Origin of the sequence: Streptomyces sp. NPDC006259 (assembly GCF_042870975.1) — a bacterium.
Taxonomy (GTDB): Bacteria; Actinomycetota; Actinomycetes; order Streptomycetales; family Streptomycetaceae; genus Streptomyces.
Genome location: NZ_JBIAHY010000003.1, coordinates 410,175 through 423,770, shown reverse-complemented (window position 1 = coordinate 423,770; position 13,596 = coordinate 410,175). Strand labels below are relative to the sequence as shown.

Sequence of the window (13,596 nt, the reverse complement as noted above, 5' to 3'; positions counted from 1 at the left end):
GGCGGTGAACCCTTTCCTCAGGTCGTGCTCGCGGTACGGCGCTGGACCAGCACGGCGGCGACGATGATCGCGCCCTTGGCGATCTGCTGGACGTCGCTCTGCAGGTTGTTGAGGGCGAAGATGTTGGTGATCGTGGTGAAGATCAGGACGCCGAGCACGGAGCCGACGACGGTGCCGCGGCCCCCGCTGAGCAGGGTGCCGCCGATGATCGCGGCGGCGATGGCGTCGAGTTCGTACAGGTTGCCGTTGGTGTTCTGACCCGATCCGGACAGGACGATCAGCAGGAAGGCGGCGATGCCGCAGCACAGTCCGGAGAGCAGGTAGAGGTAGAGCCGCTGACGGCGTACGTCGATGCCGGCGAGGCGGGCGGCCTCCGCGTTGCCGCCGACGGCGACCGTGCGCCGGCCGAAGGTGGTGCGGTTGAGCACCAGCCAGCCGATGATCGTCACGACTGCGAAGACCATCACGAGGGGCGGCACGCCGAGGACGTACGCGTCGCGCTCGCCGAGGTCGAGGATGCTGTCGGAGGTGACGATCTGCGTCTTGCCGTCGGTGATCTGCAGGGCCAGGCCACGGGCGGAGGCGAGCATCGCGAGGGTGGCGATGAACGGGACCATGCCGCCGTAGGCGATGAGGAGGCCGTTGACCATGCCGCAGCCGAGGCCGACGAGGACGGAGGTGAGGAGGACGCCTCCGAAGCCGTACTCCTGGGTGGCGAGTGTGGTCGCCCAGACGGAGGCGAGGGCGACGATGGCGCCGACGGAGAGGTCGATGCCACCGGAGGTGATGACGAAGGTCATGCCGACCGTGACGACACCGATCACCGACGCCTGGGTGAGGACGAGTTGGAGGTTGCGGGTGTCGAGGAACTCGTCGGGCTTGGTGATGCCGCCGATCACGACGAGCGCGGCGAGGACGCCGAGGAGGGACAGGGTCCGGACGTCGGTGCGGGCCATGAGGCCGCGCCAGGCGGGGAGCGGGACCTGGGGCACCTTCTCGGTGCTGTCCCGCGGCGGGGAGAGGGGCTGCGTCATGACGCCGGGCTTCCTTCCATGACGAGGTCGAGTACGCGGTGTTCGTCCAGCTCGTGCGCCGGCGCGGTGTGGACCACGCGTCCCTCGCGGAGCACCAGGACGCGGTCGGCGAGTCCGAGGACCTCCGGCACCTCGCTGGACACGAGCAGCACGGCCAGGCCTTCGTCGGCCAGTCGACGCACGACCGCATACAGTTCGGCGCGGGCCCCGACGTCGACCCCGCGGGTGGGTTCGTCGAGCAGCAGGACGCGGCAGCCGCGCAGCAGCCAGCGGGCCAGGACGGCCTTCTGCTGGTTGCCGCCGGACAGGGTGCGGACCGGCACGGACGGGTTGTCGGGGCGCAGCGAGAGTTCTCGGGTCGCCGCGCGGGCCGCGTCGCGTTCGGAGCCGCGGTCGATCCAGCCGGCGCGCGAGAAGCGGGAGAGGGAGGAGACGGAGACGTTGCGGGTGACGGACTCCAGCATCAGCAGCGCCTGTGCCTTGCGCTCCTCGGGAGCCAGCCCCAGTCCGGCGCGTACGGCGGACCGAACACTGCCCGGCCTCAACGGCTTCCCGTCCACGAGCACTTGACCGGAGGTGGGCCTGCGCGCGCCGTAGACCGTCTCCAGAATCTCGGAGCGCCCGGAGCCGACCAGTCCGGCGAGGCCGACGATCTCCCCCGGCCGCAGGTCGAGGTCGAGCGGCTCGAACTCACCCTTCCTGGCCAGTCCGCGCACCTCCAGCAGAGGGGTCCCGTTCGTCGGCGGCCGGCCGGCCGTCGGCCGCTCGGGGAAGACGTACTCGACGTTGCGGCCCGTCATCAGGGCGACGACCTCACGGGTGGGTGTCGACTTCGCGGGCAGTCCGCCGGCCACCGCCCGGCCGTCCTTCAGCACGGTGACGCGGTCGCCGATGCGGCGGATCTCCTTGAGACGATGGGAGATGTAGACGACGGCGACGCCGTCCGCGGTCAGGTCGCCGACGATCCGGAAGAGGTTGGAGACCTCGTCCGGATCGAGGGCGGCGGACGGCTCGTCCATCACGATCAGCCGGACGTCGTGGGAGAGGGCCCGCGCCATGGAGACGACCTGCTGCTGCGCCGCGGACAACTCCCCCACCGGGCGCGCGGGATCGATCTCCGCGTGCCCGAGTCGGCCGAGCAGGGCGCCGGTCGTCCGCCGGGCCCGCCGTCTGCGGACGACGAATCCCGCGGCGGTGGGTTCGTGGCCGAGGTGGACGTTCTCCGCCACCGACAGGTGTTCCACCAGGTCGAGTTCCTGGTAGATGGTGGCGATGCCGAGGCGCATGGAGGCGATCGGGGAGCGCAGGACCACGGGTTCGCCGCGCCAGCGGACGGTACCGCCGTCGGGCTGGTGGGCACCGGCCAGAACCTTGATGAGGGTGGACTTGCCGGCCCCGTTCTGGCCGAGCAGGCAGTGCACTTCACCGGCCTGGACGTCGAGGTCGACGCCGTCCAGGGCCCGGACGCCGGGGAACGACTTGGTGATGCCGGACATGCTGAGCAGCGGTGGTTCTGGTGCCATGTGAGTTCCCCTCGGCGGGCGTGCGGGCCGGAGTCAGGGCAGAACGCCATGGAGCGGGCGCTCTCGGGGTGGGGCGGGGCAGGGCGCAGCGGTGCGCCCTGCCGGCGGGCCGTACGAAGCGGGGTGGAGGGTGCGCGAGAAGGCTGAGGCGGAGGACCGGCACGAACGGGTGACTACGCGGGTGAGGGGACCGCCGTTACGGACGGACGGGACGGCTACGCGGATGAGGAGATCGCCGGTACGGACGGGGTGGCTACGCGGATGAAGGGATCGCCGGTACGAACGAGGTGGCTACGCGGGTGAGAACAGGTGGTCGCTGATGAGGCGGGCCGCGCCGATCACGCCGGCGGTGGGACCCAACTCACCCAGGACGATGGGGAGGTTGCCGGTCGCCAGGGGCAGCGACTGGCGGTAGACCTGGGTGCGGATGGCGGCGAGCAGGGTGTGGCCGAGGCCGGTGACCCCACCGCCGATCACCACCAGGCCGGGGTTGAAGAACGAGACGAGTCCGGCGATGACCTGGCCGACGCGGTTGCCGCCCTCGCGGATCAGGTCGAGGGAGGTGGCGTCGCCCGCGGCGGCGGCCGCGGCGACGTCGACGGCGGTGAGGCCGCCGTGTGTCTCCAGCCGTGCCGCGAGTACCGCCGAAAGGCCCTGCTGGGCCGCCTCGGTGGCGTCACGGGCCAGGGCCGCGCCGCTGAAGTAGGCCTCCAGGCAACCGCGGTTGCCGCAGGCGCAGGGCCGGCCGTCGGGCACCGCCTGGATGTGCCCGATGTCGCCCGCGCTGCCGGTGGTGCCGCGGTAGACCTGGCCGCCGACGACGATGCCGCACCCGATGCCGGTGCCGATCTTGACGCAGAGGAAATCGGCGACGGTGCGGGCGACGCCCGCGTGCTGCTCGCCCATCGCCATGAGGTTCACGTCGTTGTCGACCATGACCGGGCAGCCGAGTTCCTGGCTGAGCGCCTCCCGTACGGGGAAGCCGTCCCAGCCGGGCATGATCGGTGGTGCGACCGGTATGCCCTCGGGGAAGCGGACCGGGCCGGGGACTCCGATTCCGGCGCCGTCGAAGCCCTCGGCGAGTCCGGTCGCCCTCAACTTGGCCGCCATCGCGAGTACTTGCTCGAAGACCGCGACCGGACCCTGACGTACGTCGAGGGGCTGGTTGAGGTGTCCGAGCGTCTCCAGTTCGGCGTTGGTGACGGCGACGTCGACCGAGGTCGCCCCGATGTCGACGCCCAGGAAACGGAGTTGGGGATTGAGCCGGACGTTGTGGGAGCGGCGCCCACCGCGCGAGGCGGCGAGCCCGTCGGCCACGACCAGTCCCGTCTCCAGCAGCCGGTCCACCTCCACGGCCAGCTTGGACCGGGAGAGGTCGACCTGGTCACCCAGCTGTGCGCGGGAGTTGGGGCCCCCGTCGCGCAATAGCCGCAGCAGCCGGGCCTGATGCGTGTTCGCGGGTCGCGCCGTCATGCGTCTCACGAACCCCTCCCCGCCTCGGTCGGCCGCCTGCTGTCGGGCTTTCGAGGGGAACGTAGCAGCGGTTGCCGGGAGTGGGAAGAAGTCATGCACGGATTACCGTCAACTTTCTCCACTCGCAGGACAAAGCCGTGCCCCGCGGCCCGTCGGGGGCACGCGGGGCAGGAGCGGCGGCGGACGCGGCGACGGCGGCCGTGATGGCCACGGTCAGGGCCACGGCGAAGGGGGGACGTCAACGGCGAGGGCCGCGGCGGCAGGGGATGACGTCGGCGATGAGGGCCGCGGCGGCAGGGGGGACGACGGTGGTGCCGGTGACGGGCCGGCGCCGGGTTATGCCCCCTGGCGGGCGTGGTAGGAGCGGCGCGTGTGCTCCGTGTGCTCGCGCATGAGCTGGGTGGCGCGCTGTTCGTCGCCCTCCGCGATGGCGGCGATCAGGTCCCGGTGTTCGATCCAGGACTGGTGACCGCGCTGTCGCGCGATGGGCGTGTAGTACCAGCGCACCCGCCGGTCGACCTGTCCCGCCAGTTCGGCGAGGACCGCGTTGCCCGCCAGTTCCATGATCTTCGCGTGGAACATGGCGTTGAGCAGCACGGCCCGGTCCACGTCGTCGGAGGCGACCGCCAGCATGCCCTGCGCCTGAAGCTCGTCCAGGGCCTCGATGCCGGCCTTGTCGGCGTTCGCGGCGGCGAGCCGGGCCGCCTCGGCCTCCAACAGCGTACGCACGGTGAGGAGTTGGTCCGCCTCTTCCTCTGTCGGCACGTGCACGAACGCGCCCTGGGCGGGCCGCAGGTCGACCCAGCCCTCGGTGTTCAGCCGCTGCAGGGCCTCCCGCACCGGCTGCCGCGAGACGCCGAGGTGACCGGCGAGTTCGCTCTCGACGAGGTGCTGGCCGGGCTGGAGCGCGCGGGTCGTGATCAGTTCGAGCAACGCCTCGTAGACACGCTCGCGCAGCGGTCCGGGGCGTTCCAGCTTGGGCACGGCACCCTGCGGCAGTCCTGTCGACAACATCGGTCGGTCCCCCTCCTGGGCAGCGCCGGGCGCCGGCAGCCGGAAAGCCAGTATCGATTGTCTTTCGTCTACAGTCTACGGCTCACTGTAGCCAGAGGCGGGCGCGGTCGACCGCGTCACACCGCCGCCCGGATCCGTTGACGCCGCCCGTCACGGGCAGCGTACGACCTGGCCCGCGTACGAGAGGTTGCCGCCGAAACCGAACAGCAGGACCGGATCACCGCTGCCGATCACGCCCTGCTCCACCAGCTTGGAGAAGGCGAGCGGGATGCTCGCCGCAGAGGTGTTCCCCGATTCGGTGACGTCGCGCGCCACCACGGCGTTGACGGCGCCGATCTTGGCGGCGAGGGGCTCGATGATGCGCAGGTTCGCCTGGTGCAGGACGACGGCGGCGAGGTCCTCCGGCACGAGACCGGCCCGCTCACAGGCCTGCCGCGCCAGCGGCGGCAGCCGGGTGGTCGCCCACCGGTAGACACTCTGCCCCTCCTGCGCGAACCGGGCCGGCTGCCCCTCGATGCGCACCGCGTGGCCCATCTCGGGCACCGACCCCCACAGCACGGGTCCGATCCCGGGCTCGGTTCCGGCGGGGCACGCCTCGACCACGGCGGCGCCCGCCCCGTCGCCGACCAGGACGCAGGTGGTGCGGTCGGTCCAGTCGGTCACGTCGGACATCTTGTCGGCGCCGATGACCAGGGCGCGGGTCGCGGCGCCCGCGCGGACCGTGTGGTCGGCGGTGGCGAGCGCGTGGGTGAAGCCGGCGCACACCACGTTGACGTCGATCGCGGCCGGCCCGGGGATGCCGAGCCGGGCCGCGACCCGTGCGGCCATGTTGGGCGAGCGGTCCACAGCGGTCGAGGTGGCGACGAGAACGAGGTCGATGTCCGCGGGGGTGAGACCGGCCGCCGCCAGCGCCTTGGCGGCGGCGTGCCCGGCCAGCTCGTCCACCGGCTCGTCGGGCCCGGCGATGTGGCGCGTGCGGATACCCACCCGGCTCCTGATCCACTCGTCATTGGTGTCGACCAGTTCCGCCAGGTCCTCGTTGGTGAGTACCTTGGCGGGCTGGTAGTGACCGACGGCGACGATGCGCGAGCCGTTCATTGGGGGGTCCCCCTCGTTGCCTTGGGTAGCGGGATCCTCCAGTCTGATCAGTGACTCACGGGTACGCGGGCACGTGAAGCGACAGGAAACCCGCGCCGGGCTTGTCGGCTTCCCGCTATCCCCGCTCCGCGCGGGCGTCCGTCCGCCGCGGCGCCCGGGTCCCCGCGGACGGACGCCCCTCCCTCTATCCGGTGAACAGCTGCGTCGCCTTCCGTACGAGTTCGTACAGCCCGTAGGCGAGCGGGGCGCCCACCCACAGCCAGGCGAAGGCGATCAGCGGTCGCCGCTCACGCGGACCCGGACTGCTGGGGACTTGTTCCTGCGGTGTCGGCTGCGACATCGGCGGCGGCCTCCCTCGGGGCGGGGACGTGGTGGTGGCGGGGGTGGACGGGGCGGACGAGTTCGTTGGCGACGAAGCCGACGGCAAGCAGCCCGATCATGATGACCAGGGACGTGGTGTAGAGGGACGAGCCGTGCCTGCCGGCCTCCTCCTGCCGGTCGGCGATCCAGTTGACGATCAGCGGGCCGAGGACGCCGGCCGTCGACCAGGCGGTCAGCAGCCGCCCGTGGATCGCGCCGACCTGGTAGGTGCCGAACAGGTCCTTGAGGTAGGCGGGGATCGTGGCGAAGCCGCCTCCGTAGAAGGAGAGGATCACCAGCGCCGCCAGGACGAACACGGGCTTGGAGCCGTCGCCGACCAGGGCGATCAGCGCGTACATGAGGGCGCCGACGCCGAGGTAGACGCGGTAGATGTTCTTGCGTCCGATGAGGTCGGAGGTCGACGACCAGCCGATGCGGCCGGCCATGTTGGCGGCCGACAGCAGGGCCACGAAGCCCGCGGCGGCGGTGACGGACACGGGGGTCGAGGTGTCGGCGAAGAAGTCCGTGATCATCGGGGCGGCCTTCTCCAGGATGCCGATGCCGGCGGTCACGTTCATGCAGAGCACCAGCCACAGGCACCAGAACTGCGGGGTGCGCACGGCGGTGCGGGCGGAGACCTGCACGCCGGAGACGGAGCCGGTGCCGCCCGCCGCCGGCTCGACGGCGCGCGGCACCCGCACCAGGAGGACGCCCAGGGTCATGAAGGCGGCATACGACATCCCGTGGACGAGGAACGCCAGCGCGATCCCGGAGTGGTCGGAACCGAACGACTCCAGCATCCGCGCCGACCAGGGCGAGGCGATGAGCGCGCCGCCGCCGAACCCCATGATGGCGATGCCGGTGGCCATGCCGGGCCGGTCGGGGAACCACTTGATCAGGGTGGACACCGGCGAGATGTAACCGATGCCGAGGCCGATGCCGCCGACGAAACCGTAGCCGAGGACGATCAGCCAGTACTGCTCGGTGGCGGCGCCGAGCGCGGAGACGAGGAAGCCCGAGGAGAAGCAGACCAGGGCGACGGTCATCGCCCAGCGCGGGCCGTTGCGCTCCACGAGCGTGCCGCCGAACGCGGCGGACAGCCCGAGCATGACGATCGCCAGCTGGAAGGGGAGCGCGCTCTGCGTGCCACTGAGGCCGAGCGCGGATTCGAGCGGTGGCTTGAAGACGGACCAGGCGTAGGCCTGTCCGATCGAGAGGTGGACGGAGAGGGCGGCGGGCGGGACGAGCCAGCGGCTCCAGCCCAGGGGTGCGACCGGGGGACTCATGATCCGGGACGGTAGGCAGCCGCACGGGAGTTGGACAGTCGGCGCATCGGCCGTATGCGGTGAACGGTATGCGGGCTGCGGCGAACGGTAGGGAACGGCCTCGACCGTGCGCGCCCCCTTGCTGGACGGTTCCCCATACTGTAGACAATATTTCGTCGACAGGATCCGGTCATCGGCAGCTCTGCCCCACCCCTCTCCGCGGTATCCCTCGAACCGAACGGAGTGTCCCGTGAAAGTCGCAGTTCTCGGCGCCGGCGCGATCGGCGCCTATGTCGGCGCCGCGCTCCACCGCGCCGGCGCCGACGTGCATCTCGTCGCCCGTGGACCGCACCTGACGGCCATGAGGCGGGACGGGGTGCGGGTGCTCAGCCCGCGCGGCGACTTCACCGCCCGCGCGCACGCCACCGACGATCCGGCCGAGATCGGCCCGGTCGACTTCGTCCTCCTCGGTCTCAAGGCCCACTCGTACGCGGCCTGCGGGCCGCTGATCGAGCCGCTGCTGCACGACACCACGGCGGTCGTCGCCGCCCAGAACGGCATCCCCTGGTGGTACTTCCACCGCCACGGCGGCCCCCACGACGGCCACCGGCTGGAGAGCGTGGACCCCGGCGGCACGGTCAGCGCCGTCCTCGCGCCCGAACGGGCCGTCGGCTGTGTGGTGTACGCGGCCACCGAGCTCCAAGGGCCGGGCGTCGTCCGCCACTTGGAGGGCACCCGGTTCTCGATCGGCGAACCCGACCGCAGCGTGTCCGCGCGCTGCGCGGCCTTCGGTGACGCCATGCGGGCGGGCGGACTGAAGTGCCCGGTCGAACCGGACCTGCGCAACGACATCTGGCTCAAGCTGCTCGGCAACATCTCCTTCAACCCGATCAGCGCGCTGGCCCGCGCCACCATGCGGCAGATGTGTCTGCACGGCGGCACCCGTCAGGTCATCGAGACGATGATGCGCGAGACGCTCGCCGTCGCCGAGGCCCTCGGCTGCGAGGTGGGCGTGTCCATCGAGCGGCGCCTCGCGGGCGCCGAGCGCGTCGGCGACCATCGCACCTCCACGCTCCAGGATCTGGAGCGCGGCAAGCCGCTGGAACTCGACGTCCTCCTCGCGGCGGTCGTCGAGATGGCGGAGATCACCGGCGTGGAGGTGCCCACCCTGCGCACCGTGCACGCCATCTCGGACCTGCTCGCGCTGAGGAGCGCCGCATGAGGAAACGCGACCGGACCCCGAAGACCTACACACGACTGACCCATCCGCTGGTGCGTGACGGTCTCGACGAGCCGTTGCGGCAGGCCGGCTGGGACGAGGCGCTGGACCGGGCGGCCCGGGGCCTGGCGGCCGCGCGCGGCGCGTTCGGCATGTTCTCCTGCGCGCGCGCCACCAACGAGACGAACTACGTGGCGCAGAAGTTCGCCCGGGTCGTCATGGGCACCAACAACGTCGACTCCTGCAACCGCACCTGTCACGCGCCGAGCGTGGCCGGCCTGTCGGCGGCGTTCGGCTCCGGCGGGGGGACGTCGTCGTACGAGGAGATCGAGCACACGGACGTCATCGTGATGTGGGGCTCCAACGCCCGGTTCGCGCATCCGATCTTCTTCCAGCACGTGCTGAAGGGGATCCACAACGGCGGTCGACTGTATGCGGTCGATCCGCGACGGACGTCCACCGCCGAGTGGGCGGACAGTTGGCTCGGCCTCAACGTCGGTACGGACATCGCCCTGGCCCACGCCGTCGGCCGCGAGATCATCCACGCCGGGCTCGCGAACCACGCGTTCATCGACCGCGCGACCAGCGGTTTCGAGGAGTACCGGGCGCTGGTCGAGCCATGGACGCTGTCGCTGGCCGAGAAGGTCACCGGGGTACCGGCCGCCGCCGTCCGGGAACTGGCCCACGCCTACGCCCGCGCCGAGCGCGCGCAGCTCTGCTGGACCCTCGGCATCACCGAGCACCACAACGGCACCGACAACGTGCGCGCGCTGATCAACCTCTCGCTGCTCACCGGCCACGTCGGCCGGTACGGCTCCGGACTCCAGCCCCTGCGCGGGCAGAACAACGTGCAGGGCGGCGGCGACATGGGCGCCATCCCCAACCGGCTGCCCGGCTTCCAGGACATCCTCGACCCGGGGGCCCGGCTGAAGTTCGAGTCGGCCTGGGACACCGTCATCCAGCCCCACTACGGGATGAACCTCACGGACATGTTCGAGGCGATGGAGGACGGTGAGCTGAAGGCCGTCTACTGCATCGGTGAGAACCCGGCGCAGTCGGAGGCCGACAGCGAGCAGGCCGTACGGCGGCTGAAGGCGCTGGACTTCCTCGTCGTGCAGGACATCTTCCTCACGAGGACGGCCGAGCTGGCGCATGTCGTGCTGCCGGCGACGGCCGGCTGGGCGGAGACCGAGGGCACGACCACCAACAGCGAACGCCGGGTCCAGCGGGTGCGGCGCGCCGTGACACCGCCCGGCCTGGCCCGCGAGGACATCGACATCCTCTGCGACCTGGCGTCCCGACTCGGCCACGACTGGAAGTACGCCGACGCGGAGTCGGTGTGGAACGAGCTGCGCTCGGTCTCGCCGGACCACTACGGGATGACGTACCGGCGGCTCGCGGAGCACCAGGGCATCCAGTGGCCGTGCCCGAGCACCGGGCGGATCGAGTCCGCGTATCTGCACGGGCGGTTGTGGGAGGCGGATCCGGTACTCCGGGGTCCCCGGGCGCCGTTCGGCATCGTCCGGCACGATCCGCCGGTCGACCTCACCGACGAGGCGTACCCGATCAGGCTGACCACCGGCAGGCGCCTGGACTCCTACAACACCGGCGTGCAGAGCGGCGGTTACGCGTCTCCCCTGAGGCGCGGCGAGTTCGTCGAGCTGTGCCCGGAGGACGCCGAGCACCTCGGGGTGGTGGTCGGCGAGGAGGTGCGGGTGTCGTCCCGGCGCGGTGCGGTGACGGCGCCGGTGTGGATCGACACCGCGCTGCGGCCCGGCCTGGCGTTCATGACGATGCACTTCCCCGACGAGGTGGACACCAACCGGCTGACCACCGAGGCGAACTGCCCGATCGCGGGAACAGCGGAGTTCAAGGCGTCGGCGATCCGGATCGAGAAGCTCCCGACCCCGACCGGTGTGAGGTGACGGCGTGGACCTGCACTTCGGCGACAGCAAGCCGACGGACGAGGAACGGGCGGCGGTCGACGCCCTGTTGGGCCCTCCGCTGTCCTCCTGGGAGGGCGCCGACCGCAGCGACGCCGACCTCAGATGGGCGCGCGGCGGACGCGAAGCCCGCGACCGGCGCGAGCTGCTGCTGCCGGGGCTGCACGCCGTCAACGACCGCGTCGGCTGGATCAGCGAGGGCGCCCTGGACTACCTGTGCCGCCGGCTGACCGTGCCGCCGGCGGAGGCGTACGGGGTGGCCACCTTCTACGCGATGTTCTCCGTCCGGCCCCGCCCCGCGACCGTCCTGCACGTCTGCACGGACCTGGCGTGCACGGCCGCCGGGGCGCGGGACCTGTGCACCGGGATCGAGGCGGCGCTCGGCCCCGGCAGCGGTGTCCAGGTCGAGCGCGGGCCCTGCCTGGGCCTGTGCGAACGTGCTCCGGCCGCCCTCGCGATCAGGGCGGGCGACCCGGTGCGTACGGCGGTGGCGGCGCCGGCGACCGTGCGCGAGGCCGTGCTCGCCGCGAGCGCGCCGGACTCGGCGGCGGCGGAGCCGCCCGCCGTGGCGGCCCTCCCGCAGGCCGGCGAGGACGGGCTGGTCCTGCTGCGCCGGGTGGGCGTCGTCGACCCCGCCTCGCTGGACGACTACCGGGCCCACGGCGGCTACGCGGCCCTGCGCATCGCCTTCGGCCTCGGCCCGGCCGGCGTCATCCGGGAGGTCACCGACTCCGGGCTGGTGGGGCGCGGCGGCGCCGCCTTCCCGACCGGCCGCAAGTGGCAGGCGACGGCGTCCCGGCCGGACCGTCCGCACTACCTGGTGTGCAACGCCGACGAGTCCGAACCGGGCACGTTCAAGGACCGGGTGCTGATGGAGGGTGACCCCTACGCGCTCGTCGAGGCGATGACGGTCGCGGCGTACGCGGTCGGCGCGGACCGTGGCTACCTGTATCTGCGCGGCGAGTATCCGCGGGCGATGTCCCGTATGCAATGTGCCGTCGACCAGGCGCGCGCCCGTGGACTGCTCGGTGACGACATCCTCGGCCAGGGCTACTCCTTCGACATCGAGATCCGGCGCGGCGCAGGCGCCTACATCTGCGGTGAGGAGACCGCCCTGTTCAACTCGATCGAGGGCTACCGGGGTGAGCCGCGCTCGAAGCCCCCCTTTCCGGTGGAGAAGGGCCTGTTCGGCCGGCCGACGGTCGAGAACAACGTGGAGACGCTGGTCAACGTCCTGCCGATCCTGACCATGGGCGCTCCGGCGTACGCGGCGATCGGCACCGCCGCGTCCACCGGCCCCAAGCTGTTCTGCGTGTCGGGGTCGGTGGAACGGCCCGGAGTCTACGAGCTGCCGTTCGGCGCGACGCTGGGCGAGCTGCTGGAGCGGGCGGGCGTCCGCGACCGGTTGCGCGCGGTGCTGCTCGGCGGGGCGGCCGGCGGCTTCGTACGCCCCGACGAGCTGGACGTCCCGCTCACCTTCGAGGGCACCCGCGAGGCGGGCACGACCCTCGGTTCCGGGGTCGTGATGGCCTTCGACGACACGGTCCCGCTGCCCCGGCTCCTGGTGCGGATCGCCGAGTTCTTCCGCGACGAGTCCTGTGGGCAGTGCGTACCGTGCCGGGTCGGGACGGTCCGCCAGGAGGAGGCGCTGCACCGGATCGCGGAGCGCACGGGGGCGGCGGCCGCCGAGGACATCGCCCTGCTCAGGGAGGTGGGCCGCGCGATGCGGGACGCCTCGATCTGCGGTCTCGGGCAGACCGCGTGGAACGCCGTGGAGTCGGCGATCGACCGTCTGGGGGCATACGAATGACCGTGACACCGCTGGGGATCCCGCGCCGCCTGCTGGAGTTCACCGTCGACGGCGAACCGGTGCGCGCGCCGGAGGGCTCGACGATCCTGGACGCCTGCCGGGCGGTGGGGAAGGACGTGCCGACGCTGTGCCAGGGGGACACGCTCGCCCCGAAGAACGCCTGCCGCCTCTGCGTCGTGGAGGTCGAGGGCTCGCGCACGCTCGTCCCGGCCTGTTCCCGCAGGGCCGAGCCCGGCATGGAGGTCCGTACCGACACCGAACGCGCCCGGCACAGCCGCAAGATCGTCCTCGAACTCCTCGCGTCCTCGGTCGATCTGTCCACGACCCCGTCGGCCGCGGAGTGGATCAAGGAGTACGGGGCGAAGCCGGACCGCTTCGGCCCCGACGCGGCCCGCCTGAACGAGGAACCCAGGGTCGACAACGACCTCTACGTCCGCGACTACGGCAAGTGCGTCCTCTGCTACAAGTGCGTCGACGCCTGCGGCGAGCAGTGGCAGAACACCTTCGCGATCACCGTCGCGGGCCGTGGTTTCGACGCCCGGATCGCCGTGGAGCACGACGGGCCGCTGACCGACTCGGCGTGTGTGTACTGCGGGAACTGCATCGAGGTGTGCCCGACGGGGGCGCTGTCCTTCAAGTCGGAGTTCGACCGGCGGGCGGCGGGTACCTGGGACGAGTCGGCGCAGACCAGGACGACGACCGTGTGCGCGTACTGCGGTGTGGGCTGCAACGTGACGCTGCACGTGCAGGACAATGAGATCGTGAAGGTCACCTCGCCGCACGACAGCCCGGTGACCCACGGCAATCTCTGCATCAAGGGCCGTTTCGGCTACCAGCACGTACAGAACCGGGGCTGA

11 protein-coding genes are annotated in these 13,596 nt (G+C 71.7%); 4 read left to right on the top strand and 7 right to left on the bottom strand.

Translation table 11 applies throughout. The annotated features are described in order from the left end of the window. Positions 1-17: 17 nt before the first annotated feature. The 7 genes from ACFYO5_RS13275 to ACFYO5_RS13245 form a co-directional block, all read right to left on the bottom strand. Positions 18-1,034, bottom strand: a complete 1,017-nt coding sequence (locus ACFYO5_RS13275; RefSeq protein WP_388707942.1) for an ABC transporter permease — start codon at positions 1,032-1,034, stop codon at positions 18-20. Beyond that, positions 1,031-2,557 carry a sugar ABC transporter ATP-binding protein gene (locus tag ACFYO5_RS13270; protein WP_388707939.1) on the bottom strand — a complete coding sequence of 509 codons (1,527 nt, stop codon included), beginning with the start codon at positions 2,555-2,557 and terminating at the stop codon, positions 1,031-1,033. The genes ACFYO5_RS13275 and ACFYO5_RS13270 overlap by 4 nt, the downstream gene beginning before the upstream one ends. A gap of 291 nt (positions 2,558-2,848) precedes the next feature. Beyond that, the gene (locus ACFYO5_RS13265; protein WP_388709211.1) at positions 2,849-4,030 is read right to left on the bottom strand and encodes an ROK family protein; all 1,182 of its coding nucleotides are present in this window, start codon (positions 4,028-4,030) and stop codon (positions 2,849-2,851) included. Between the two features lie 336 nt (positions 4,031-4,366). After that, positions 4,367-5,044: a GntR family transcriptional regulator gene (locus ACFYO5_RS13260; protein ID WP_356561639.1), complete on the bottom strand. Its 678-nt coding sequence runs from the start codon at positions 5,042-5,044 to the stop codon at positions 4,367-4,369. Between the two features lie 150 nt (positions 5,045-5,194). Next, positions 5,195-6,142 (bottom strand): beta-ketoacyl-ACP synthase III, encoded by a 948-nt coding sequence (locus ACFYO5_RS13255; RefSeq protein WP_388707936.1) that lies wholly within the window; start codon positions 6,140-6,142, stop codon positions 5,195-5,197. A gap of 184 nt (positions 6,143-6,326) precedes the next feature. After that, positions 6,327-6,482, bottom strand: a complete 156-nt coding sequence (locus tag ACFYO5_RS13250; protein WP_388707933.1) for a hypothetical protein — start codon at positions 6,480-6,482, stop codon at positions 6,327-6,329. Then, entirely contained in the window at positions 6,430-7,788 is a 1,359-nt protein-coding gene (locus tag ACFYO5_RS13245) for an OFA family MFS transporter (protein WP_388707931.1), read from the bottom strand. The genes ACFYO5_RS13250 and ACFYO5_RS13245 overlap by 53 nt, the downstream gene beginning before the upstream one ends. Before the next feature lie 229 nt (positions 7,789-8,017). On the opposite strand from ACFYO5_RS13245, the gene ACFYO5_RS13240 reads away from it, so the two are divergent. From ACFYO5_RS13240 to ACFYO5_RS13225, 4 genes are read left to right on the top strand one after another with little or no spacing between them, the layout of a single operon-like run. Then, positions 8,018-8,989, top strand: a complete 972-nt coding sequence (locus ACFYO5_RS13240; RefSeq protein WP_388707929.1) for a 2-dehydropantoate 2-reductase — start codon at positions 8,018-8,020, stop codon at positions 8,987-8,989. Beyond that, the gene (locus tag ACFYO5_RS13235; protein ID WP_388707926.1) at positions 8,986-10,911 is read left to right on the top strand and encodes a molybdopterin oxidoreductase family protein; all 1,926 of its coding nucleotides are present in this window, start codon (positions 8,986-8,988) and stop codon (positions 10,909-10,911) included. Before ACFYO5_RS13240 ends, ACFYO5_RS13235 begins: the two co-directional genes overlap by 4 nt. 4 nt (positions 10,912-10,915) lie before the next feature. Beyond that, on the top strand, positions 10,916-12,739 hold the full coding sequence (locus ACFYO5_RS13230) for an NADH-ubiquinone oxidoreductase-F iron-sulfur binding region domain-containing protein (protein ID WP_388707923.1): 1,824 nt from the start codon (positions 10,916-10,918) through the stop codon (positions 12,737-12,739). Beyond that, complete coding sequence (locus tag ACFYO5_RS13225; protein ID WP_388707920.1) at positions 12,736-13,596, top strand: 2Fe-2S iron-sulfur cluster-binding protein; 861 nt, start codon at positions 12,736-12,738, stop codon at positions 13,594-13,596. The genes ACFYO5_RS13230 and ACFYO5_RS13225 overlap by 4 nt, the downstream gene beginning before the upstream one ends.

What these genes read in the sequence shown, in the direction of transcription:
- ACFYO5_RS13275 (WP_388707942.1), bottom strand. Translation starts at nt 1,034, where the DNA reads ATGACGCAGCCCCTCTCCCCGCCGCGGGACAGCACCGAGAAGGTGCCC.
- ACFYO5_RS13270 (WP_388707939.1), bottom strand. Translation starts at nt 2,557, where the DNA reads ATGGCACCAGAACCACCGCTGCTCAGCATGTCCGGCATCACCAAGTCG.
- ACFYO5_RS13265 (WP_388709211.1), bottom strand. Translation starts at nt 4,030, where the DNA reads ATGACGGCGCGACCCGCGAACACGCATCAGGCCCGGCTGCTGCGGCTA.
- ACFYO5_RS13260 (WP_356561639.1), bottom strand. Translation starts at nt 5,044, where the DNA reads ATGTTGTCGACAGGACTGCCGCAGGGTGCCGTGCCCAAGCTGGAACGC.
- ACFYO5_RS13255 (WP_388707936.1), bottom strand. Translation starts at nt 6,142, where the DNA reads ATGAACGGCTCGCGCATCGTCGCCGTCGGTCACTACCAGCCCGCCAAG.
- ACFYO5_RS13250 (WP_388707933.1), bottom strand. Translation starts at nt 6,482, where the DNA reads ATGTCGCAGCCGACACCGCAGGAACAAGTCCCCAGCAGTCCGGGTCCG.
- ACFYO5_RS13245 (WP_388707931.1), bottom strand. Translation starts at nt 7,788, where the DNA reads ATGAGTCCCCCGGTCGCACCCCTGGGCTGGAGCCGCTGGCTCGTCCCG.
- ACFYO5_RS13235 (WP_388707926.1), top strand. Translation starts at nt 8,986, where the DNA reads ATGAGGAAACGCGACCGGACCCCGAAGACCTACACACGACTGACCCAT.
- ACFYO5_RS13225 (WP_388707920.1), top strand. Translation starts at nt 12,736, where the DNA reads ATGACCGTGACACCGCTGGGGATCCCGCGCCGCCTGCTGGAGTTCACC.